Here is a 22,371-nt window from a genome sequence, read left to right as displayed (position 1 = left end):
GTGCCGGCGCGGTCGGCCGCGCCCTCAGAAGGGCCAGCCGAGCACCGGCAGACCGAGCACCGAGTCCACGGCCAGTCCCACGAACACCAGCACCAGGTAGGTGTTGGACAGGTGGAACAGCTTCATCGGGTTGGTCTTCTCACCCCGCACCACGGCCGCGTGCAGCCGGTGCGCCATCACCAGGAACCAGCCGCCGGCCAGCACGGCCATGGACAGGTAGAGCCAGCTGGTGGCCGGCGCCAGCAGCAGCGACCAGAGCACCAGCACCCAGGTGAAGATCACGATCTGCCTGGACACGTGGGTGGCGGTGGCCACCACGGGCAGCATGGGCACGCCGGCGCGCTCGTAGTCCTCGCGGAACTTCATCGCCAGCGCCCAGGTGTGCGGCGGGGTCCAGAAGAAGATCACCCCGAACATCACCAGCACCGGCCAGTCCAGGCTGTTGGTCACCGCGGACCAGCCGATCACCACCGGCATGCAGCCGGCCGCCCCGCCCCAGATGATGTTCTGCGCGGTCCGCCGCTTGAGCACCATCGTGTAGACCAGGACGTAGAACAGGATGGTGGCCACGGCCAGCGCCGCGGACAGCAGGTTGGTGGTCAGCCACAGCCAGCCGAACGAGACCAGCCCCAGCACCACGCCGAACACCAGGGCGTTTCGCCGGCCGACCGCGTGGGTAACCAGCGGCCGGGCCTTGGTGCGGTTCATCACCGCGTCGATGTCCGCGTCCACCACGCAGTTGAGGGTGTTCGCGCTGCCAGCGGCCATGGTTCCGCCGATCAGCGTGGTCAGCACCAGCCACAGGCTGGGCACACCGCGCTGGGCGAGCAGCATGGCCGGGATCGTGGTCACCAGCAGCTGCTCGATGACCCTGGGCTTGGTCAGCGCCAGATAGGTCCTGACCAACTCGCCGGGCCCACGCCGACCACGGGGGGTGTCGCCATCCGACGTGTCGGCGGTGCCGCTGACGGCGCCGCGCGCAGCGCTCACCGACGACATCTCGCTCCTCGGGGTCTTGTGGGATTGGGCCATCACACAACTTGGCAGCACACACAACCTGGCACGTGCAGCCTGCCCGGTCCTGTTCACCTGGCCGTAGCGAATGGTAGCCGCGCTACTCAACCGAAGGCCGGCCGGGTCCGCGGCGGGCGCGCCGTGAGACGTCACTCAGTCCCCCGTCCGTGGCCGCGCGGGATCACACGTTCGTCCATGTCGGACTAGGCTGGCCTCGGACGAGGGACAACGAGCGGGTCGGATCGGGGGAGCGTCGATCGCGAACCAACGGGATCGATCGAGATGCCCTCGTTCGTGTGAGTGATCACGCTGGTACCCGATCCCCCGCCTTACGTGAGAAGTGGGAGCTGCGTCCGTGTCCGTCACCGACGATCTCACCCGGCTGACCGAGGCCAACCTTCCCGAGGACTGGACCGAGCTAGACAAGCGCGCGGTCGACACGGTCCGAGTGCTCGCCGCCGACGCGGTGCAGAAGGTGGGCAACGGCCACCCGGGTACCGCCATGAGCCTGGCGCCGACCGCCTACGCGCTGTTCCAGCGGGTCATGCGACACGACCCGAGGGACCCGGACTGGATCGGTCGTGACCGGTTCGTGCTGTCGGCCGGTCACTCCAGCCTGACCCTCTACATCCAGCTGTACCTGTCCGGGTACGGGCTGGAGCTGGAGGACATCGCCGCGCTGCGCACCTGGGGCTCGAAGACCCCCGGCCACCCCGAGCACCGGCACACCCCCGGCGTGGAGATCACCACCGGCCCGCTGGGCCAGGGCCTGGCCTCCGCGGTGGGCATGGCCATGGCCGCCCGCCGCGAGCGCGGCCTGTTCGACCCGGACACCCCGGCCGGACAGAGCCCGTTCGACCACCACATCTTCGTGATCGCCTCCGACGGGGACATCGAGGAGGGCGTGACCTCCGAGGCGTCCTCGATCGCCGGCCACCAGCGGCTGGGCAACCTGGTGGTGATCTACGACGACAACAAGATCTCCATCGAGGACGACACCGCCATCGCGCTGTCCGAGGACACCGCCAAGCGCTACGAGGCCTACGGCTGGCACGTGCAGGTGGTGGAGGGTGGCGAGAACGTCACCGAGATCCTCGCCGCGCTGGAGCGGGCCAAGGCCGAGACCGACCGGCCGTCGCTGATCCTGCTGCGCACCGTGATCGGCTTCCCCGCGCCGAACAAGATGAACACCGGCAAGGCGCACGGCTCGGCCCTGGGTGCCGACGAGGTCGCCGAGGTCAAGAAGATCCTCGGGTTCGACCCGGAGCGCACCTTCCAGGTCGACGACGAGGTGCTGGCGCACGCCCGCAAGGTGATCGACCGCGGCGAGCAGGCCAAGGCCGAGTGGCAGCGCGCCTTCGACCAGTGGGCGCAGGCCAACCCGGAGCGCAAGGCCCTGCTGGACCGGCTGATCGGCCGCTCGCTGCCCGAGGGCTGGGCCGCCAAGCTGCCCACCTGGGAGCCCGACCCCAAGGGCGTGGCCACCCGCAAGGCCTCCGGCGAGGTGCTCAACGCGCTGGCCGACGTGCTGCCCGAGCTGTGGGGCGGCTCGGCCGACCTGGCCGAGAGCAACAACACCACGATGAAGGGCGCGGACTCGTTCGGTCCCGCCGAGACCTCCACCAAGGAGTGGACCGCCCACCCCTACGGCCGGACCCTGCACTTCGGCGTGCGCGAGCACGCCATGGGCTCGATCCTCAACGGCATCGCCCTGCACGGCCCGACCCGCCCCTACGGCGGCACCTTCCTGGTGTTCAGCGACTACATGCGGCCGGCGGTCCGGCTGGGCGCGCTGATGAAGTCCGCGGTGATCTACGTGTGGACGCACGACTCGATCGGCCTTGGTGAGGACGGCCCCACCCACCAGCCCATCGAGCACCTGGCGTCGCTGCGCGCCATCCCTGGGCTGACCGTGGTCCGGCCGGGTGACGCCAACGAGACGGCGTTCGCGTGGAAGGCCGCGCTGGAACGGCCCGAGGGCCCGGTCGGCCTGGCGCTGACCAGGCAGAACCTGCCGGTGCTCGAAGGCACCGACGCCGAGGGCGTGGCCAGGGGCGGCTACGTGCTGGCCGACGCCTCCTCGGGCGAGCCGGACGTGGTGATCATCGCCACTGGCTCGGAGCTGCAGCTGGCCGTGGCGGCCAGGAAGATCCTGGAGGCCGACGGCGTTGCCACTCGTGTGGTCTCGATGCCCAGCGTGGAGTGGTTCGACGCGCAGCCCGAGACCTACCGCAACCAGGTGATCCCGCCCTCGGTTCGGGCCCGGGTGGCCGTGGAGGCCGGGATCGCCCAGCCGTGGTACCGGTTCGTCGGCGACGCCGGCGAGATCGTCTCGATCGAGCACTTCGGTGCCTCGGCCGACTACCAGACTCTGTTCCGCGAGTTCGGTTTCACCCCGGAAGCCGTTGTGGACGCGGCGCGGCGCTCTGTCGAACGCGCGGGCAGCATCGCGCGAGCGGAGGGAAACAAATGACGAACAACGACCCGTTGGCCGCACTCAGCGCGGCCGGGGTGTCCATCTGGCTGGACGACCTGTCCCGGGAGCGGCTGAACTCGGGCAACCTGGCCAGCCTGATCAGGGACAAGCACGTGGTGGGCGTCACCACCAACCCCACCATCTTCGCCACGGCCCTGTCCAAGGGCAGCGCCTACGACGAGCAGATCCGTGAGCTGGCCGCGCGCGGGGCGTCCACCCACGACGCGGTGCGCGAGATCACCACCACGGACGTGCGCAACGCCTGCGACCTGTTCCGGGAGACCTTCGAGGCGACCGGCGGCGTGGACGGGCGGGTGTCCATCGAGGTGGACCCGAGGCTGGCGCACGACAGCGAGCGCACCGCGGCCGAGGCGCTGGACCTGTGGAAGACCGTGGACCGGCCCAACCTGCTGGTCAAGATCCCCGGCACGGTCGAGGGCCTGCCCGCGATCACCAAGACGCTGGCCGAGGGGGTCAGCGTGAACGTGACCCTGATCTTCTCGGTGCAGCGCTACCGGGAGGTCATGGACGCCTACCTGACCGGTCTGGAGCAGGCCAGGGAGCGGGGCCACGACCTGTCCTCGATCTCCTCGGTCGCCTCGTTCTTCGTGTCCCGGGTGGACAGCGAGGTGGACAAGCGGCTGGACGCGCTGGGCACGCCCGAGGCCAGGGCCGTGCGCGGCCAGGCGGCCGTGGCCAACGCCCAGCTGGCCTACGCCGCCTACCAGGAGGTGTTCTCCAGCGACCGGTGGAAGGCGCTGGAGCGGGCCGGCGCCAAGCCGCAGCGCCCGCTGTGGGCGTCCACCGGCGTGAAGGACCCGAACTACCCGGACACCCGCTACGTGGTGGACCTGGTGGTGGCCGGCACGGTCAACACCATGCCGGAGAAGACGCTGGAGGCCGCGGCCGACCACGCCGAGGTGCACGGTGACGCCGTGACCGGCAAGGCCGACCAGGCCCGCCAGGTGTTCCAGACCCTGGAGGGGCTGGGCATCGACCTCGACGACGTCTACGCGGTGCTGGAGCGCGAGGGCGTGGAGAAGTTCGAGAAGTCCTGGGCGGAACTGCTCGACACGGTCACCCAGCAGCTGGCCGGGGCGGGGAGCTGACGCCGCCGATGTCCGACGTCATCTCCGTAGAGGTCGTCAGTTCCCCGAACGACGACGAGGCCACCGCGCTGGTGACCGAACTGGTCAACGCGCGGGTGGCGAGCAAGTTGACGGCGCAGGACCCCACGCTGTGGGGTCCTGCCGCCGAGTCCGAGTCGGCCATCCGGCTGAGCTGGACCACCCTGCACGAGACCTCCCGGCCGCTGCTGGCCGAGATCGACGCGCTGCGCGCCGATCTGCGGGCCGAGGGCATCGACCGGATCGTGCTGGCCGGCATGGGCGGGTCGTCGCTGGCGCCCGAGGTGATCACGGCCACCGCCGGGGTCCCGCTGGTGGTGCTGGACACCACCGACCCCGGCCAGGTGGCCGACGCGCTGGCCGGTGACCTGAGCCGGACCCTGCTGGTGGTCTCGTCCAAGTCCGGCTCCACCGTGGAGACCGACAGCCACCGCCGGATCTTCGAGAAGGCGTTCACCGATGCGGGCATCGACGCGGCCAGCCGCCTCGTGGTGGTGACCGACCCGGGCTCGCCCCTGGCGGAGAGCGCCACCCGGGCCGGTTACCGCAAGGTGTTCCTTGCCGACCCGCACGTGGGTGGCCGCTACTCGGCGCTGACCGCGTTCGGCCTGGTGCCGGCCGGTCTGGCCGGCGCCGACGTGGCCGCGCTGCTCGACGACGCGGCCCAGGCCGCCACCGCGCTGTCCGACGACAGCGCGGACAACCCCGCGCTGGTGCTGGCCGCCGCGCTGGGCGCGGCGCACGCCAGGGGCGCGGAGAAGGTGGTGTTCGCCGACACCGGCTCCGGGGTGAAGGGCTTCCCCGACTGGGTGGAGCAGCTGATCGCGGAGTCCACCGGCAAGGACGGCACCGGCCTGCTGCCGGTCGCGGTCGAGGGCCCGGACGCCCCCGGCTTCGCCGACGCCGGCCCGGACGCCACCACCGTGGCCGTGGGCCCGACCACCGAGGCGGCCGCGCTGGCCACCTCGGGCCGGCTGGGCGGGCTGTTCCTGCTGTGGGAGTACGCCACCGCCATGGTCGGCCGGGTGCTCGGCATCAACCCGTTCGACCAGCCCGACGTGGAGGCGGCCAAGAAGGCGGCCCGGTCCCTGCTGGACGCGCCGGGCGCCGGCGCCGCGCAGGCCCCGGCGTTCACCGACGGCCCGGTCCAGGTGTACGCGGGCGGCGACTGGCTGCCCGAGGGCACGGCCACCGTGGCCGACGCGCTGCGCGCGCTGGTCGCGGCCGCGCCGGAGTACGGCTACCTGGCCGTCCAGGCCTACCTGGACCGGCTGGACGACGCCTCGGCCGCGGTGCTGCGGCCGGAGCTGGCGCGCCGCGCCGGCCTGCAGACCACGTTCGGCTGGGGCCCCCGGTTCCTGCACTCCACCGGCCAGTACCACAAGGGCGGCCACCAGAACGGGGTGTTCCTGCAGCTCACCGGGGACTCCGAGGTCACCGTCGAGGTGCCGGGCCGGCCCTACGACCTGGGCACGCTGCAGCTGGCGCAGGCGCTGGGCGACGGCCAGGTGCTCATCGAGCGCGGTCGCCCGGTGCTGCGGCTGCACCTCACCGACCGGGCCGCCGGCCTGGTGCACGTGGTGGAGGCGAGCCAGCGGGTCGCCCGGGAGGGTTCCTCGTGACGGCCGCCGCACCCAGCTACGACGACCGAACCCGGGAGGATGTGTGACCGCCCCCAGGACGTGGCGCAACCCGCTGCGCGACGAGCGGGACAAGCGGCTGCCCAGGATCGCCGGCCCGTGCGGTCTGGTGATCTTCGGCGTGACCGGTGACCTGTCCCGCAAGAAGCTCATGCCGGCCATCTACGACCTGGCCAACCGGGGTCTGCTGCCGCCGGGCTTCGCCCTCACCGGGTTCGCCCGGCGGGACTGGGCCGACCAGGACTTCATGCAGGTCGTCTACGACGCGGTCCGCGAGCACGCGCGGACCCCGTTCCGCCAGGAGGTCTGGGACCGGCTGGCCGAGGGCATCCGGTTCGTGTCGGGCACCTTCGACGACCCGGTCGCCTTCGAGAACCTGACATCCACCATCACCGACCTGGACCGGGTTCGGGGCACCGGCGGCAACCACGCGTTCTACCTGTCCATCCCGCCGGGCGCCTTCCCCACGGTCTGCAAGCAGCTGGCCCGCTCCGGGCTGTCCGCGCAGAGTTCGGACCAGTGGCGGCGGGTGGTGATCGAGAAGCCGTTCGGGCACGACCTGAAGAGCGCCAAGGAACTCAACCGGATCGTCAACGAGGTCTTCCCCGAGGAGTCGGTGTTCCGCATCGACCACTACCTCGGCAAGGAGACGGTGCAGAACATCCTGGCGCTGCGCTTCGCCAACCAGCTGTTCGAGCCGATCTGGAACGCCAACTTCGTCGACCACGTGCAGATCACCATGGCCGAGGACATCGGCCTGGGTGGTCGCGCCGGCTACTACGACGGCATCGGCGCGGCGCGGGACGTGATCCAGAACCACCTGATCCAGCTGCTGGCGCTGACCGCGATGGAGGAGCCGGTCTCCTTCCGCCCGGACGACCTGCGGGCGGAGAAGATCAAGGTGCTGTCGGCCACCAAGCCGGCGGCGCCGTTCGACGAGACCACCGCGCGCGGCCAGTACATCGGCGGCTGGCAGGGCGGCCAGAAGGTGCCCGGCCTGGTGGAGGAGGGCGGGTTCGCCAAGGACTCCACCACCGAGACCTTCGCCGCGATCACCCTGGAGGTGAACACCCGCCGCTGGGCCGGGGTGCCGTTCTACCTGCGCACCGGCAAGCGGCTGGGCCGGCGGGTCACCGAGATCGCGGTGGTGTTCAAGCGCGCCCCGCACCTGCCCTTCGACTCAACCGCCACCGAGGAACTGGGGCAGAACGCCCTGGTCATCCGGGTGCAGCCGGACGAGGGCGTGACCATGCGGTTCGGTTCCAAGGTCCCCGGCACCACCATGGAGGTCCGGGACGTGACCATGGACTTCGGCTACGGCCACGCGTTCACCGAGTCCTCGCCCGAGGCCTACGAGCGGCTGCTGCTGGACGTGCTGCTGGGCGAGCCCTCGCTGTTCCCGGTGAACGACGAGGTGGAGCTGTCCTGGAAGATCCTGGACCCGGTGCTGCAGCACTGGGAGAACAGCGGCAAGCGGCCGGAGGAGTACCGGGCCGGCACCTGGGGGCCGCCCTCCGCCGACGCGATGATGGCCCGCACCGGCAGGCACTGGAGGCGCCCGTGATCATCGACCTGCCCTCGACAACCACGTCCCAGGTCAACACCAGGCTCGTCGAACTGCGCGAGCAGGGCGGGGCGGTGGCCCTGGGCCGGGTGCTCACCCTGGTGATCGTCACCGACGACGGGTCCAAGGTGGACGCGGCGGTGGAGGCGGCCAACTCCGCCAGCCGGGAGCACCCCTGCCGGGTCATCGCGGTGGCCAGGGGCGCGCGCAAGGCCGCGGCGCGGCTGGACGCGCAGATCCGGGTCGGCGGCGACGCCGGTGCCAGCGAGGTCGTCGTGCTGCGGCTGTACGGCCCACTGGCCGACCAGGGCGCCAGCTGCGTCATCCCGCTGCTGCTGCCGGACGCGCCGGTGGTGGCGTGGTGGCCGGACGAGGCGCCGGCGGTGCCGGCCACGGACCCGATCGGGCAGCTGGCCCACCGCCGGATCACCGACGCGGCGGCCGAGCGCAACCCGATCCGCGCCCTGGAGCAGCGGCGCAAGAGCTACACCGACGGTGACACCGACCTGGCGTGGGCCAGGCTGACCACCTGGCGGGCGCTGCTGGCCACGGCACTGGACCTGCCGCCCTACGAGAAGGTGACCGGCGCGGTGGTCACCGGGGAGTCCGACTCCCCGTCCACCAGCCTGCTGGCCGCCTGGCTGGCCGCCTACCTGCGCATCCCGGTCAAGCGGGCCAAGGCCACCTCGGGTGAGGGCATCGTCTCGGTGGTGCTGGAGCGCCGCTCCGGCAATGTGGAGCTGGTCCGGCCGGACGGCCGCACCGGCACCCTCACCCAGCCGGGCCAGCCGGACCGGCGGGTGGCGCTGCAGCGCCGCAGCACCGAGGACTGCCTGATCGAGGAGCTGCGCCGGCTCGACCCGGACGAGGTCTACGAGACCAGCCTCAAGGCACTGGGCAAGGTGACCGCCGCCCGGGGCGCCGGCCGGACCGCGACCGCCCGGGCCGGTGTCAAGGCGGCGGCCGGTGGCCGCAAGACCACCACCCGCCGGACCGCGGGCCGGGGCCGGGCCGCCACGGCGGCCGACGCGGGCGCGGAGGGCAAGCCGGGCACCGAGGCCGACACCGTGGCCGGTGCCGAGCAGTCGGCGTCCGCGCCAGCCAGCGCCGCGGCCAAGACCACGGCCCGGCGCACCTCGGTGCGCGCGAAGGTGGCGGGCACGGCCGGCAAGCGCACCCCGAAGCCGGCCAAGCGCGCGGCGTCCGCCAAGACCGCGGCGGCCAAGACCGGTGCGGCCAAGGCCACGACCAGCACCAGGGCCAGCCGGAGCGGCAAGGCCAGCAAGGCGAGCGAGTCATGACCGACCCCGAGGTGGTGGTGTACGCGGACGGCGACCTGCTGGCCGCGGCCACCGCCGCCCGCCTGATCACCACCCTGTCCGACGTGCAGCGCGCCCAGGGCGGCGCCTCGCTGGTGCTGACCGGGGGTCGCACCGGCGTGGCCGTGCTGGAGCAGGTGCGCGACGCGCCGGCCAGGGACGCGGTCGACTGGTCCCGGGTCGACCTGTACTGGGGGGACGAGCGGTTCCTGCCCGCCGGGCACCCGGACCGCAACGAGACCCAGGCCAGGGAGGCCCTGCTGGACCACATCGGCGTCCCGGCCGAGCGGGTCCACGTGATGGCCCCCTCGGACGGCGAGTTCGGTGACGACCCGGACGCGGCGGCCGCCGCCTACGCCCGGCTGCTCGCGCAGCGGGCGCCGGCCGGGGCGGACGTGCCCGCGTTCGACGTGTGCCTGCTCGGGGTCGGCGAGGAGGGGCACACCGCGTCGGTGTTCCCCGACTCACCCGCCGTGCACGAGACCAACCGCACCGTGGTGGCCGTGCGCGACTGCCCCAAGCCGCCGCCGACCAGGGTCAGCCTGACCCTGCCCACCATCCGCGCGGCCAGGCAGGTCTGGCTGATGACCACCGGCCAGGCCAAGGCCGACGCGGTGGCCACCGCGCTGGGCGGGGCCGACGAGGTCACCCTGCCCGCGGCCGGCGCCCGCGGCCAGCAGCGCACCCTGTGGCTGCTGGACACCTCGGCCGCGGCCAAGCTGGGCTAGGCGAGTCAACCGGCACGGGCCGGCCAGCACTGGAACCACCGGTGCCGGCCGGCCCTTGTCGTCCGGCGGCCAGCACGGCGTCACGTCGGGCACGACCCGCTACCTCGAACACGGGCGACCGCGTGCGGCGTGGAGTTCCCCGTAGCGGGCCCATCCACTGGTGGGCCCGGTGCTCGTCCGGTTGCCGGCCGGGTGTTCGCGCGGTTGCCGCGGCAGGGCAGGCTTTTCACCCAATCGTGACCTGGTGGACAGCTACCATGTTTCGTGCACACCGCGACACTGAATCACGTCATCCGGTGACGGAACGTCTCCACTCCTCCCGGTACCGGCCCGACCGCCAGCTGCGGCGGTCGCGAGCCACCTCCCGCGCCAGCCGGGTCGCTGGCGCACTGACGTGATTCCGACCGCGCCGACGTGATTCCTGTCCGGTCGTGCCCTCTTGGAATGCGAGGTGCGCGATGGGCGCCGAGGCGAGCGAGGGCGGGAGCGGCGGTACCAGCGCCGACGCCGAGCGGCGGGAGCCGTCGGCCGACCGGGTGCTGTGGGACCGACTGCGGGCGCTCACCACCAGGGTCGAGTCAGCACTGGAACGGACACTGCAGCGGCGGTTCAGCTTCGGGCTCTCCGAGTTCACCGCGATCCGGGCACTGGTCGAGGCACCCACCGGTGACCTGCGCATGCAGGACCTGACCGACATCGTGGGGCTGAACCAGAGTTCGGTGAGCCGCCTGGTCGCCCGACTGGAACAGGCCGGCCTGGCCGCGCGCCGGCTCTGCGAGACCGACCGGCGCGGCGTGTACACCGGGGTCACCCCGCTGGGCCGGCAGGTCTTCCAGGCCGCGGCCGAGATCTACGAGGCCACCCTGGCCAGCACCTTCGACCGGATCGAGCACGACGCGGACCTCGGGCCGCTGCTGCTGGCCCTGCGCACGTGAGGCGGCGACCCGCGCGCGCCCCGCAGCGCGGCAGCGACGCGCACGAGCAACACACCGTCGAGCGGCACCCGGAGAAGACACCGGGGCGGCCCGGCGGAGCACCGAGAAGTGCCCGACCGGACCGCCCCGGTTCTGGGTTCGTTCCAGAATCCCTAGAAGTCGCCCTCGCGCTGCTTGCGGAGCTTGGCCAACGCCTCCTGCAGGATGGCCTCGCCATCGGCGTCGGACCGGCGCTCCTTCACGTACGCCAGGTGCGTCTTGTAGGGCTCGTTGCGCGGTGGAGCCGGCGGACTCTGCTCGTTCCGCCCGGCCGGGAACCCGCAGCGCGGGCAGTCCCAGTGCTCTGGTTCTTCCGCATCCAGTGCGAACGACGGGCGTGACTCGTGCCCGTTGGCGCACCAGTACGAAACCCGGCGCCGGGGCGCGGACTCGCCGCGCTCCGACTCTCCCATCGGGCCTGCGCCGACGCGGGTTCCGCGAATCGCGTTGCCACCTGACATCGACCCTTACACCCCCACCACGTGGTTGCCCCTAGTGTTCGATCGACTCACTCTCGGCCGGTGCCTATCCAACCTTGACCAGCAGGCCGATCCCCACGATGGAGATCAGCCAGACCACGCCGACGAACAGGGTCATCCGATCCAAGTTCTTCTCGACGACGCTGGACCCGGCCAGGCTGGACTGCATGCCGCCACCGAACAGCGAGGACAACCCGCCTCCTCGGCCACGGTGCAACAACACGAGCAGCGCCAGCAGCACACTGGAGACGATCACCAGTATCTGTAGAAACAGCTTCATTTCTTCCTCGCTGTCGGGCGGTCGACGTCACAGGGTACCGGTTCCGGTGCCGAGAGTGGACCGCCAGGTGGATCTGCTTAGGGCAGGGGGCCGCCCGCAGCGAGCGCGCAGAGCTTGGCGAACTCCTCGCCGTCCAGGCTGGCACCGCCGACGAGCGCCCCGTCAACATCATCCTGCTTGACCAGATCGCCGATGTTGCCGGACTTCACCGAGCCGCCGTAGAGGATGCGCACGCCGCCGGCGATCTCGTCGCCGTACTTCTCGGCCAGCCTGGCCCGCAGCGCGGCGCAGACCTCCTGGGCGTCGGCCGGGGTGGCCACCCGGCCGGTGCCGATCGCCCACACCGGCTCGTAGGCGATCACCACGTCGCGCACCTGCTCGGCCTTGAGGCCCTTGAGGCCGGCGATCAGCTGGCTGTTGCAGTGCTCGACGTGTCCGCCCTGCTCGCGCACCTCCAGCTGCTCACCCACGCACAGGATCGGGGTGATGCCGTGCTTGAGCGCGGCCCGGACCTTGCGGTTGACCAGGTCGTCGTCCTCGCCGTGGTGCTCGCGGCGCTCGGAGTGGCCCACGGTCACGTACGTGCAGCCGAGCTTGGCCAGCATCGGACCGGACACGTCACCGGTGTGCGCGCCCGAGTCGTGCGGGGACAGGTCCTGCGCGCCGTAGCGGAGCAGCAGCTTGTCCCCGTCCACCAGCGTCTGCACGCTGCGGATGTCGGTGAACGGCGGCAGCACCGCCACCTCGACCTTGGCGAAGTACTTCTCCGGCAGCGCGAAGGCGATCTTCTGGACCAGCGCGATGGCCTCAAGGTGGTTGAGGTTCATCTTCCAGTTGCCGGCGATCAGCGGCTGGCGCGTGGCCATCAGTCCTCCTCCAACACGGCCACGCCCGGGAGTTCCTTGCCCTCCAGGAACTCCAGGGACGCCCCGCCACCGGTGGAGATGTGCGAGAAGCCGTCCTCGGGCAGGCCCAGCTGGCGCACGGCCGCGGCCGAGTCACCGCCGCCGACCACGCTGTACGCCGACGAGGCCACGATCGCCTCGGCCACCGCCCTGGTGCCGCCGGCGAACGCCGCGAACTCGAACACGCCCATCGGGCCGTTCCAGAACACCGTGGCCGCGTCCGCGAGCTTGGCCGCGAACAGCTCCCGGGTGCGCGGGCCGATGTCCAGCCCCTCCCGGTCGGCCGGGATGGCGTCCACCGCGACCGCCTCGTGCTCGGCGTCGGCGGCGAAGGTGGTGGCGGCCAGCACGTCCACCGGCAGCACCAGCTCCACGCCGCGCTTGTCCGCCTCGGCGAGGAAACCGGCGACCTGCTCCAGCTGGTCCTCCTGCAGCAGCGACCGGCCCACCTCGTAGCCCTTGGCCTTGAGGAAGGTGTAGGCCATGCCGCCGCCGATGATCAGCCGGTCGACCTTGGTCAGCAGGTTGGCGATCACGCCCAGCTTGTCCGAGACCTTGGCCCCGCCGAGCACCACCACGTAGGGCCGCTCCGGCTCACCGGTGAGCTTGCGCAGCACCTCGACCTCGGCCAGCACCAGCCCGCCCGCGTAGTGCGGCAGCCGCTGGGCCACGTCGTAGACCGAGGCCTGCTTGCGGTGCACCACACCGAAGCCGTCGGAGACGAACGCGCCGGATGCCGCACCGCCGACCAGCGCGGCCAGCTCGTCGGCCAGCGCGCCGCGCTCGGCCGCGTCCTTGCTGGTCTCGCGGGCGTCGAAGCGCACGTTCTCCAGCAGCACCACGCCGCCGTCGGCCAGCGCGTCCACCGCGGCGCGGGCGCCGTCGCCCACCACGTCCGAGGCGAGGGTGACCGGGCCGTCCAGCAGCTCACCCAGCCGCGCGGCGACCGGGGCCAGCGAGTACTTCGGGTCGGGTGCGCCCTTGGGGCGGCCCAGGTGCGCGGCCACCACGACCCGGGCGCCGGCCTGGGTCAGCGCCCGCAGCGTCGGCAGCGAGGCCCGGACCCGGCCGTCGTCGGTGATCCTGTCGCCGTCCAGGGGGACGTTCAGGTCGGCGCGCACCAGCACGCGCCGACCCGAGACACCCTCGGCGAGCAGGTCGTCGAGTGTCTTCACGTCTGATCCAGCTCCCCGCCGGTTCAGGCCAGCTTCGAGCCGACCAGGGCGACCAGGTCGGCCAGGCGGTTGGAGTAGCCCCACTCGTTGTCGTACCAGCCGACCACCTTGACCTGGTTGCCGATCACCTTGGTCAGCGGCGCGTCGTAGATGCAGGACGCCGGGTCGGTGACGATGTCGGTGGACACGATCGGGTCCTCGTTGTAGCGGAGGATGCCCTTGAGCGGCCCGTCAGCCGCGGCCCGGAAGGCGGCGTTGACCTCGTCCACCGTGGTCTCCCGCGCCACGGTGACGGTGAGGTCGGTGGCCGAGCCGGTGGGCACCGGCACGCGCAGCGCGTACCCGTCCAGCTTGCCGTTCAGCTCGGGCAGCACCAGGCCGATCGCCTTGGCCGCGCCCGTGCTGGTCGGCACGATGTTCAGCGCGGCGGCCCTGGCCCTGCGCAGGTCCTTGTGCGGACCGTCCTGCAGGTTCTGGTCCTGGGTGTAGGCGTGGATGGTGGTCATCAGGCCGCGCTCGACGGTGAAGCTGTCGTGCAGCACCTTGGCCAGCGGGGCCAGGCAGTTGGTGGTGCAGGACGCGTTGGAGATGACCGTCTGCGAGCCGTCGTACTTGTTCTCGTTGGCCCCGAGCACGACGGTCAGGTCCTCGCCCTTGGCCGGCGCGGAGATGATGACCTTCTTGGCGCCACCCTCGTCCACGTGCCGGCGGGCGTCGTCGGCCTTGGTGAAGAAGCCGGTCGACTCGACCACCACGTCGACGCCGAGGTCCTTCCACGGCAGCTTGCCCGGGTCGCGCTCGGCCAGCGCCTTGATGGTCTTGCCGTTGACCTCGATGCCCTCGTCGGTCGCCCGGACGTCCTCGGCCAGCTTGCCCAGCACGCTGTCGTACTTGAGCAGGTGCGCCATGGTCGCCACGTCGCCCAGGTCGTTGAAGGCCACGATCTCGATGTCGTGGTCGCTGGCCTGCACCGCACGCCAGAAGTTGCGACCGATGCGACCGAAGCCGTTGACACCTACGCGAACTGTCACGATGCGTCTCCTCGTGGCTCCACCCGGTGTTACCGGGGCATGCAAGAGTTGTTTCTCCTATCGGTCGCAACCCTAGCGCTCACGGTCCGTCCCTGGTCAGAGGGGCGGGCGATTTTCTTTATCGAGTCAGCGATCCGCGCTTCAGCCGATGGTCAGCCGGGCCGCCGCCAGCACCACCAACGCGCTGGGCAGCGCCCGGTGCGGGCTGGGCGGACGCGCCCAGGCGACCCGGCCGTGCGGGGTCCGGCTGGGCGGCAGGGCCACCTGGTCGCGCACCAGGTCGACGCCGGGTGGCACCAGCGCGGCGGTGTGGTCGACCGCCGGGTCCGCCCCGGCCAGGAACACCCACCGGGCCGGGGATCCGGGGAGCACCACCACCGGGCCGTCCAGGCCGCGGCGGGTGAGCACGCCGAGGATCTCCTCGGCCACCCCGGGGTTGGCCAGGGCCACGCCGACCAGCCCGCGACCGAGCAGCAGGTGCAGCTCGGTGCCGGCCAGCCGGGTCGGCCAGCCCAGCCGCTGCCCGTACTCGCCGGCCCGGGCGGCGAGGTCGGCGGGCGCGGCGGCCCCGCCCGTCCCGCCCCGGTCCGCGTGGTCTCCCCCGTGCCCCGGCTGCTCCGGCATGGCCTCGTCCTCCCTGGCCGCTCGCGGCGTCGCGTGCTGCCGCCGGGCAGGGCTGTCCCGGACAGCGGCCCGTGGCCAGGCCAGGGTGGGGGCGGCCGGGACCGGACACCACGCGGCGGCCGGGTCAACCGCATGCGGGGACCCGCATCACCGCTATCCGCGGCGCGGATGACCGCACTGGACCCAGCCGCCGGGGACGGGCTGGACTGGGCTGGTCCGGACCGACGCGCGGGCCCGGCCGGGGCGAGCCGCCGCTCGGGCGCTCAGACCTCGGCTTCCAGCATCTCCGGGGTGACCGCGGACTCGGTGTCGGGCAGGCCGAGTTCCCTGGCCCGCTTGTCCGCCATGGCGAGCAGCCGGCGGATGCGGCCGGCCACCGCGTCCTTGGTCATCTGCGGGTCGGACAGCTGGCCCAGTTCCTCCAGGGACGCCTGGCGGTGGGCCAGCCGCAGCTGCCCGGCCGCGACCAGGTGCCGGGGCGCCTCCGAGCCGAGGATGTCCAGGGCCCGCTCCACCCGGGCGGCGGCGGCCACCGCGGCCCTGGCCGAGCGGCGCAGGTTGGCGTCGTCGAAGTTGGCCAGCCGGTTGGCGGTGGCCCGCACCTCGCGGCGCATCCGCCGCTCCTCCCAGGCCAGCACGCTGTCGTGGGCGCCGAGCCTGGTGAGCATGGCGCCGATGGCGTCACCGTCGCGCACCACCACCCGGTCGGCGCCGCGCACCTCCCGGGACTTGGCCTGGATGCTCAGCCGCCGGGCCGCACCGACCAGCGCGAGCGCCGCCTCCGGCCCGGGGCAGGTGACCTCCAGCGCGGAGGAGCGCCCCGGCTCGGTGAGCGAGCCGTGCGCCAGGAACGCGCCCCGCCAGGCCGCCTCGGCGTCGCAGGTGCCGCCGGAGACCACGGCCGCGGGCAGGCCGCGCACCGGGCGGCCGCGCAGGTCGAGCAGGCCGGTCTGTCTGGCCAGCCCCTCGCCGTCCTTGGCCACCCTGACCACGTAGCGGGTGCCCTTGCGCAGCCCGCCGGAGGTGATCATGTGTACCTCCGAGTGGTGGCCGAACAGCTCGTGGATCTCCTTGCGCAGTCGCCTGGCCGCCGAGCCCATGTCCAGCTCGGCCTCCACGACCACCCGTCCGGCCACGATGTGCAGACCACCGGCGAACCGCAGCAAGGAGGAGACCTCGGCCCGGCGACAACAGGTCTTGGACACCGCCAAGCGGCTCAACTCGTCCTTGACCGCCGCGGTCATCGCCACGGGTCCTCCCCTCTCCGTTCGGAATCGGTACTGCCTCGGCCCTGGCGCTCACCGGGGGCGACGGCGGTGTCGCGCTCGGCGGTCTTGACCTTGGCGCCGATCAGTGTGCTGCTCGGGGCGCTGGTTCGCCTGCCGAGCGCGGCCAGAAGGCTGACAGCCAACGCTTCCGGGTCATGCCGGTCCGGCGCCTGCCGGGTGGCGATCCTGGCCAGGTGGGCCTGGGCGCCGAGTTCCGCCGCCGCCCGGCGCAGCCGGTCGGGCGTGGGCACCGAGTCGGTGTCGGCGATGACCGCGTCCACCCGCAGCCGGGGCGCGTGCTCGCACAGCACGTCCAGGTGCCGTTCCGGGGAGAACCCGGCGGTCTCCCCCGGCTGCGGCACGAGGTTGAGCACGACGACCTTGCGGGCCGAGGTGTCCACCAGCGCCTCGTGCAGTTCGGGCACCAGCAGGTGCGGCAGCACGCTGGTGAACCACGAGCCCGGACCGAGCAGCACCACGTCGGCCTCCCGCACCGCGGCCACCGCCTGCGGGCAGGCCCTGGGCAGCTGGCCGGGTCGACCGGCGGTGTGCAGCCGGATGCGGCGCACCAGCCCGGGTGTGGTGGCCACGGCGACCTGGCCGCGGATGCGGCGCACCGCCGAGGCGTCCTCGTCCAGGCCGACCACGTCGGCCTCGATGTCCAGCGGGTCGGTGCACATGGGCAGCACCCGGCCGCGCACGCCGAGCAGCTGGCGGGCCTGGTCCAGCGCGGCGACCGGGTCGCCCAGCTCCTCCAGCAGCCCGGCCAGCAGCAGGTTGCCCACGGCGTGCCCGGCCAGTGCCCCGTTGCCGCCGAAGCGGCGTTGGAACACCCGCCGCCACAGCTGGCCCTCGTCGTCGGCGGCGGCCAGCGCCTCCAGTGCCTTGCGCAGGTCGCCCGGTGGCAGCAGGCCCAGTTCGCGGCGCAGCCGCCCGGAGGAGCCGCCGTCGTCGGCCACGGTCACCACGGCGGTCACCGCGGTGGTGATCCGCCGCAGCGCGGTGAGCGTGGCCTGCAGCCCGTGCCCGCCGCCGAGCGCGACCGCGCGCAGCGGCGCGTCCGCCTCGGTGCTCCCGTTCGCCCTCTCGCCCAGGCCCGCGCCGGCCGGTGTCGGCGACGCGGCCGGTGCGGTGGTGCCTGTCGGTGCTGTGTCCGTCACTCCCGCCCCAGGTCCCGGTGCACGACCTTGACCGCCATGCCGTCCTCGTTGGCCAGCCGGGCCGCCAGGTCCTCGGAGATGGCCACGCTGCGGTGCTTGCCGCCGGTGCAGCCGACGGCGAGGGTGAGGTAGCGCTTGCCCTCGCGGTGGTAGCCGGCGCCGATCAGCCGCAGCAGGTCGTGGTAGCGGTCCAGGAACTCCTCGGCGCCCTCCTGGCTGAGCACGTAGTTGCGCACCTCCGCGTCCAGCCCGGTCTGTTCCCGCAGCTCGGGTATCCAGAACGGGTTGGGCAGGAACCGCACGTCCATCACCAGGTCCGCGTCCATGGGCAGGCCGTACTTGTAGCCGAAGGACAGCACGGTGACCCTGGTGCGGGTGGCCGACTCGGTGCCGAACGCGTCCTCGATCTTGGCGCGCAACTGGTGCACGGACAGCGCCGAGCTGTCCAGCACCAGGTCGGCCTCCTCGCGCAGCGGCGTGAGCAGGTGCCGCTCGGCCTTGATGCCGTCGGCCAGCCGGCCGTCGCCCTGCATCGGGTGGGAGCGCCGGACCTGCTCGAAGCGCCGGATCAGCACCTCGTCGGTGGCCTCCAGGAAGAGCACCCTCGGCTTGTAGCCGCGCGCGTCCAGGTCCTTGATGATGGAGGCCAGGTCGTCGGTGAACGCCCGGCTGCGCACGTCCATCACCACGGCGACCCTGGTGATCGCGCCCCTGGCCTGCGCGCCGAGTTCCACCATGGTGGCGATCAGCTCGGGCGGCAGGTTGTCCACCACGAACCAGCCGAGATCCTCCAGGCACTTGGCGGCGGTGCTGCGGCCGGCCCCGGACAGGCCGGTGACCACGGCCACCTCGATGCCGGTGGTGCTCGCCCCGGCTTGTCTCGTCACGTCTGTTCCCCCTTAGTCAACTGCTCGACCCCGTGCCCACCATTGTTTCCAGCGGGCTCGCCCGGGGCCGCACCGGGCTGCCCTCCGGCCAGGGCCGCGTGCACGGTCTCCGCGGTCCGCTGCCCGAACCCGGGCACCGCCGCGATCTCCGCCACACTGGCCTCGCGCAGCCGCCGCACCGAGCCGAAGTGCTTGAGCAGCGCGGTTTTCCGGGCCTGGCCGAGGCCGGGCACGGCGTCCAGTTCGGAGGCGACCATCCGCTTGGACCGCTTCTGCCGGTGGTAGCGGATGGCGAAGTTGTGCGACTCGTCACGCACCCGCTGCATCAGGTACATGGCCTCGCTGTTGCGGGGCAGGATCACCGGATCGGGCTCGCCCGGCACCCACACCTCCTCCATCCGCTTGGCCAGGCCGATCACCGCGATGTCGGTCACCCCGAGGTCGGCGAGCACCTCGGCAGCCGCCGCGGCCTGCGGCGCGCCGCCGTCGACCACCAGCAGGTTGGGCCGGTAGGCGAACTTGCGGGGCCGCCCGGTCTCCGGGTCGATGCCGGGCGGGGTGCCGCCGACCGCCTCTCCGGTCGGTGCTGTGTCGACCGGTGCTGTGTCGACTGGTGCTGTGTCGACCGGCGCGGGGTCACCTGGTGACACCTGGTCGCCGGGCATGACGTCGGTCGACGCGGGGTCGGTCGGGGTGGTCGCGGCCAGGCCGGTCTCGGCGCGGTAGCGGGCGAAGCGACGGCGCACCACCTCGGCGATGGAGCCGACGTCACCGCGCTGCGCGCCCTCGCGCACGGCGAACTTGCGGTACTCGGACTTGCGCGGCAGGCCGTCCTCGAAGACCACCAGGGAGGCCACCACGTCGGTGCCCTGCACGTGGCTGACGTCGACGCACTCGATGCGCAGTGGCGCGGTGTCCAGGTCCAGTGCCTGCTGCAGTTCCTCCAGCGCGGCCGAGCGCGCGGTCAGGTCGCCGGCCCGGCGCAGCTTGTGCTGCACGAACGCCTCGGCCGCGTTGCGGGCGACCGTCTCCATCAGGGCCCGCTTGTCGCCGCGCTGCGGCACGCGGATGTGCACCCGGGCGCCACGCAGGCCGGACAGCCAGTCGGTGAGCGCCTCGACGTCGGTGGGCAGCTCCGGGACCAGCACCTCGCGCGGCACCGGACCGGCCGGCTCGGCCCCGACCGCGTCCGGCGTGCCGGGCGAGCCCGCCTCGGACGACTCGACCTGCTCGCCGTAGAACTGGGTGATGAACTGGTCGACCAGGCCGGGCACGTCCATGTCCTCGACCTTCTCGACCACCCAGCCGCGCTGGCCGCGCACCCGGCCGCCGCGCACGTGGAAGACCTGGACGGCGGCCTCCAGCTCGTCCTGGGCGAAGGCCACCACGTCGGCGTCGGTGCCGTCGCCGAACACCACGGCCTGCTTCTCCATGGCCCGGCGCAGCGCGGTCAGGTCGTCGCGCAGCCGGGCGGCCCGCTCGAACTCCAGTTGCTCGGCCGCCTCGGTCATCTCCCGCTCCAGCCGGCGCACCATGACGTCGGTGCGGCCGGCCATGAACTCGCAGAACGAGTTCACGATCTCCCGGTGCTCGCCGGGCGAGACCCGGCCGACGCAGGGCGCCGAGCACTTGCCGATGTCGCCGAGCAGGCAGGGCCGGCCCCGCTGGGCGCACTGCTTGAACTCGCTGTCCTTGCAGGTGCGCGCCGGGAACACGCGCAGCAGCAGGTCCACGGTCTCGCGGATGGCCCAGGCGTGCGAGTAGGGGCCGAAGTAGCGCACCCCCTTGCGCCGCGCGCCCCGGGTGACCGAGATCCGCGGCACCTCCTCGTTGAGCGTGACCGCGAGCACCGGGTAGGACTTGTCGTCCCGGTAGCGGACGTTGAACCTGGGGTCGAACTCCTTGATCCAGGAGTACTCCAGCTGCAGCGCCTCGACCTCGGTGCCGACCACGGTCCACTCGACCCCGGCGGCGGTGGTCACCATCTGCCGGGTGCGCGGGTGCAGGGTGGCGAGGTCGGCGAAGTACGACGACAGCCGGCTGCGCAGGCTTTTCGCCTTGCCGACGTAGATCACCCTGCCGCCGGCGTCCCGGAACTTGTACACACCGGGTGCGTCGGGGATGGTCCCTGGTGCGGGTCGATAGGTTGACGGGTCGGCCACCCCGCAAGCCTACGTTTCCCCACCGACACCGCGGATTGCCCGGCGCCAGCCTGGCGATCCGCGAATCCCACCATCGCCGGGCGGCGAGAGCCGCAATGCCACCGTCGCCCGGCACCAGCCGGGCGGGCGGGCGGGGGATGCACCGTCCTGTTCGGGTGCCGCGACCAGGCGTGCGGCCAGGGCGGCGAACACGGTGCCGGCGAACAGGTTCAGCCAGCGGGCGAACCGGCGGCTGCGCCGCAACAGGCCGCCGATCCGGCCGGCCAGCAGGCCGATCGAGCCGTCGGTGCTCAACCCGACCAGCACCGCGCTCAGGCCGAGCACCAGGAACTGCACGCCCACGTGGCCCAGTTCCGGGTTGACGAACTGGGTGCGCTGGGGCGCCGACGGCATTCCCGCTGGCTAGAACGACGGCGATCGGCGCCGGTTCCGGCTCAGACCAGCAGCACCCGATCGCCGTCGACGCGCACCTTGACCTCGGTCAGGCCGGTGGTCGCCGGGCCCTTGCGGACCGCGCCGGTGGCCGGGTCGAACTGGCTGCCGTGGGTCGGGCAGGTGATCACGCCGCCGGCCGGCGGGCTCACCGTGCTGCCCAGGTGCGGGCAGGTCGGGTTGTAGGCCCTGACCTCGTTGTCGGTCGGGCGGACCACCAGCAGCCGGCCGTTGCCGGCCATGTTGACCAGCAGCCCACCGCCCACCGGCACGTCGGCGAGCGCGGCGACCTGGTCGCCCGGCTTGCCCGTGCCGGTGCTCGTGGTCCCGGTGTTCGTGGCCGGGCTCGTGCCGCACGCGGCCAGCACGCCGGGCGCGAGCAGCCCCACCGCCAGCCCGCACAGCACGGACCGGCGCGCCGGCCCGGTCGTGGTGTCGTCCACTCTGGCCTCCCTGGTCTGCGAGTGGACGCCATCCTCACATGCACCAGGTGAGCTGGGAGTATCCGGGGCGGGGCACCCGCTCGGGCCGTCCGGCGGGGGCGTGCGGCGTCAGTCCTGGTCGGCGTTGGCCGCGCTCCTGGCCAGCGCCAGCACCGCGGTGAACGGCGGGAACCAGTGCCGGCTGGGTGACGGCGGGTTGGCCCAGCGCACCGGCCCGTAGCGGGTGGCGGTCGGCGGCAGCACCACGCGCTGCGGGGAGCGGACGAACTGCACCTGGGCGGGCGCGCGCAGGTGGGCGGGCAGCAGGGCGACCAGCTCGGCCAGGAAGATCCACTGCTCCCGGGGGCCGGGGATGGCGATCACCGGCCCGGCCAGCATCCGCGCCTTGAGGTCGGCGAGCACGCGGGAGCCGGTGCGGGCCGGCATGACCAGCCCGGTGGTGGCCGGGCCGAGGGGGAGGAACACCCCCTGTTCGGAGGCGCTCACCTGCCAGCCGAGCACCCGGTAGCCGGCCAGGGCCTCGCCCAGGGCTCGCCGGGGGCCCGGCTCGGGTCGCACGTCACGCTCGCTGATCGATGTGATGGTCATTCGGACTCCACGTCCTTCCGGTCCGGCGGTCCGCCAGCGGCGGGCAGGCTCGGTGTGCGGATCGTCCCGAGTGGCGCTGCCGCACAGCGTCCGGC

20 protein-coding genes and 1 pseudogene are annotated in these 22,371 nt (G+C 72.7%); 7 read left to right on the top strand and 14 right to left on the bottom strand.

Annotated features, from left to right (window positions below; all coding sequences use genetic code 11):
* Positions 1–24 precede the first annotated feature (24 nt).
* Positions 25–999 carry a heme o synthase gene (locus LX83_RS36170; RefSeq protein ID WP_253780287.1) on the bottom strand — a complete coding sequence of 325 codons (975 nt, stop codon included), beginning with the start codon at positions 997–999 and terminating at the stop codon, positions 25–27.
* A gap of 370 nt (positions 1,000–1,369) precedes the next feature.
* Here LX83_RS36170 and tkt point away from each other — a divergent pair, with 370 nt between their 5' ends.
* The 7 genes and pseudogenes from tkt to LX83_RS36135 all read left to right on the top strand — a co-directional run bounded on the left by tkt (position 1,370) and on the right by LX83_RS36135 (position 10,803).
* A complete protein-coding gene (gene tkt / locus LX83_RS36165; protein ID WP_253780284.1) occupies positions 1,370–3,487 on the top strand; it encodes a transketolase in 2,118 nt (705 codons plus the stop codon).
* Positions 3,484–4,599 carry a transaldolase gene (gene tal, locus LX83_RS36160; RefSeq protein ID WP_253780281.1) on the top strand — a complete coding sequence of 372 codons (1,116 nt, stop codon included), beginning with the start codon at positions 3,484–3,486 and terminating at the stop codon, positions 4,597–4,599. The genes tkt and tal overlap by 4 nt, the downstream gene beginning before the upstream one ends.
* An 8-nt stretch (positions 4,600–4,607) precedes the next feature.
* On the top strand, positions 4,608–6,239 hold the full coding sequence (locus LX83_RS36155) for a glucose-6-phosphate isomerase (RefSeq protein WP_253780278.1): 1,632 nt from the start codon (positions 4,608–4,610) through the stop codon (positions 6,237–6,239).
* 43 nt (positions 6,240–6,282) lie between these two features.
* Positions 6,283–7,821 carry a glucose-6-phosphate dehydrogenase gene (gene zwf / locus LX83_RS36150; RefSeq protein ID WP_253780274.1) on the top strand — a complete coding sequence of 513 codons (1,539 nt, stop codon included), beginning with the start codon at positions 6,283–6,285 and terminating at the stop codon, positions 7,819–7,821.
* A pseudogene (gene opcA, locus LX83_RS36145) lies at positions 7,818–8,798 on the top strand (glucose-6-phosphate dehydrogenase assembly protein OpcA); the annotation flags it as partial. The gene zwf and the pseudogene opcA, both read left to right, overlap by 4 nt.
* 320 nt (positions 8,799–9,118) lie before the next feature.
* Entirely contained in the window at positions 9,119–9,868 is a 750-nt protein-coding gene (pgl, locus tag LX83_RS36140; protein WP_253780267.1) for a 6-phosphogluconolactonase, read from the top strand.
* Positions 9,869–10,326: 458 nt separating this feature from the next.
* Positions 10,327–10,803: a MarR family winged helix-turn-helix transcriptional regulator gene (locus LX83_RS36135; protein ID WP_253780264.1), complete on the top strand. Its 477-nt coding sequence runs from the start codon at positions 10,327–10,329 to the stop codon at positions 10,801–10,803.
* 152 nt (positions 10,804–10,955) lie between these two features.
* On the opposite strand, the gene LX83_RS36130 is transcribed toward LX83_RS36135, so the two are convergent.
* The 13 genes from LX83_RS36130 to LX83_RS36070 form a co-directional block, all read right to left on the bottom strand.
* Positions 10,956–11,303: an RNA polymerase-binding protein RbpA gene (locus LX83_RS36130; RefSeq protein ID WP_253780262.1), complete on the bottom strand. Its 348-nt coding sequence runs from the start codon at positions 11,301–11,303 to the stop codon at positions 10,956–10,958.
* Between the two features lie 64 nt (positions 11,304–11,367).
* Positions 11,368–11,601, bottom strand: a complete 234-nt coding sequence (secG, locus tag LX83_RS36125; protein ID WP_253780260.1) for a preprotein translocase subunit SecG — start codon at positions 11,599–11,601, stop codon at positions 11,368–11,370.
* 77 nt (positions 11,602–11,678) lie between these two features.
* A complete protein-coding gene (gene tpiA, locus LX83_RS36120) occupies positions 11,679–12,467 on the bottom strand; it encodes a triose-phosphate isomerase (RefSeq protein ID WP_253780258.1) in 789 nt (262 codons plus the stop codon).
* Positions 12,467–13,681, bottom strand: coding sequence for a phosphoglycerate kinase (locus LX83_RS36115; RefSeq protein WP_253780256.1), 1,215 nt, complete (start codon positions 13,679–13,681; stop codon positions 12,467–12,469). The genes tpiA and LX83_RS36115 overlap by 1 nt, the downstream gene beginning before the upstream one ends.
* A 23-nt stretch (positions 13,682–13,704) precedes the next feature.
* Positions 13,705–14,712: a type I glyceraldehyde-3-phosphate dehydrogenase gene (gene gap, locus LX83_RS36110; RefSeq protein WP_253780254.1), complete on the bottom strand. Its 1,008-nt coding sequence runs from the start codon at positions 14,710–14,712 to the stop codon at positions 13,705–13,707.
* Between the two features lie 141 nt (positions 14,713–14,853).
* Positions 14,854–15,336 carry a hypothetical protein gene (locus LX83_RS36105; protein ID WP_253780252.1) on the bottom strand — a complete coding sequence of 161 codons (483 nt, stop codon included), beginning with the start codon at positions 15,334–15,336 and terminating at the stop codon, positions 14,854–14,856.
* A gap of 263 nt (positions 15,337–15,599) precedes the next feature.
* Positions 15,600–16,586, bottom strand: coding sequence for a DNA-binding protein WhiA (gene whiA, locus LX83_RS36100; protein WP_253780251.1), 987 nt, complete (start codon positions 16,584–16,586; stop codon positions 15,600–15,602).
* On the bottom strand, positions 16,577–17,656 hold the full coding sequence (locus tag LX83_RS36095) for a gluconeogenesis factor YvcK family protein (protein ID WP_253780327.1): 1,080 nt from the start codon (positions 17,654–17,656) through the stop codon (positions 16,577–16,579). Before LX83_RS36095 ends, whiA begins: the two co-directional genes overlap by 10 nt.
* Positions 17,657–17,760: 104 nt before the next feature.
* On the bottom strand, positions 17,761–18,618 hold the full coding sequence (gene rapZ / locus LX83_RS36090) for an RNase adapter RapZ (RefSeq protein WP_253780325.1): 858 nt from the start codon (positions 18,616–18,618) through the stop codon (positions 17,761–17,763).
* A 29-nt stretch (positions 18,619–18,647) separates the two neighbouring features.
* The gene (gene uvrC / locus LX83_RS36085) at positions 18,648–20,813 is read right to left on the bottom strand and encodes an excinuclease ABC subunit UvrC (RefSeq protein ID WP_253780249.1); all 2,166 of its coding nucleotides are present in this window, start codon (positions 20,811–20,813) and stop codon (positions 18,648–18,650) included.
* Between the two features lie 9 nt (positions 20,814–20,822).
* Positions 20,823–21,206, bottom strand: coding sequence for a hypothetical protein (locus tag LX83_RS36080; protein WP_253780246.1), 384 nt, complete (start codon positions 21,204–21,206; stop codon positions 20,823–20,825).
* A 41-nt stretch (positions 21,207–21,247) separates the two neighbouring features.
* On the bottom strand, positions 21,248–21,688 hold the full coding sequence (locus tag LX83_RS36075) for a Rieske (2Fe-2S) protein (RefSeq protein ID WP_253780243.1): 441 nt from the start codon (positions 21,686–21,688) through the stop codon (positions 21,248–21,250).
* A 108-nt stretch (positions 21,689–21,796) separates the two neighbouring features.
* A complete protein-coding gene (locus tag LX83_RS36070; protein WP_253780242.1) occupies positions 21,797–22,276 on the bottom strand; it encodes a hypothetical protein in 480 nt (159 codons plus the stop codon).
* Between the last annotated feature and the right edge of the window lie 95 nt (positions 22,277–22,371).

This window comes from Goodfellowiella coeruleoviolacea, from assembly GCF_024171785.1.
Classification (GTDB): Bacteria; Actinomycetota; Actinomycetes; order Mycobacteriales; family Pseudonocardiaceae; genus Goodfellowiella; species Goodfellowiella coeruleoviolacea.
Note: the sequence above shows the minus strand (reverse complement) of the source record. Positions and strands in the feature narration are given on the sequence as shown.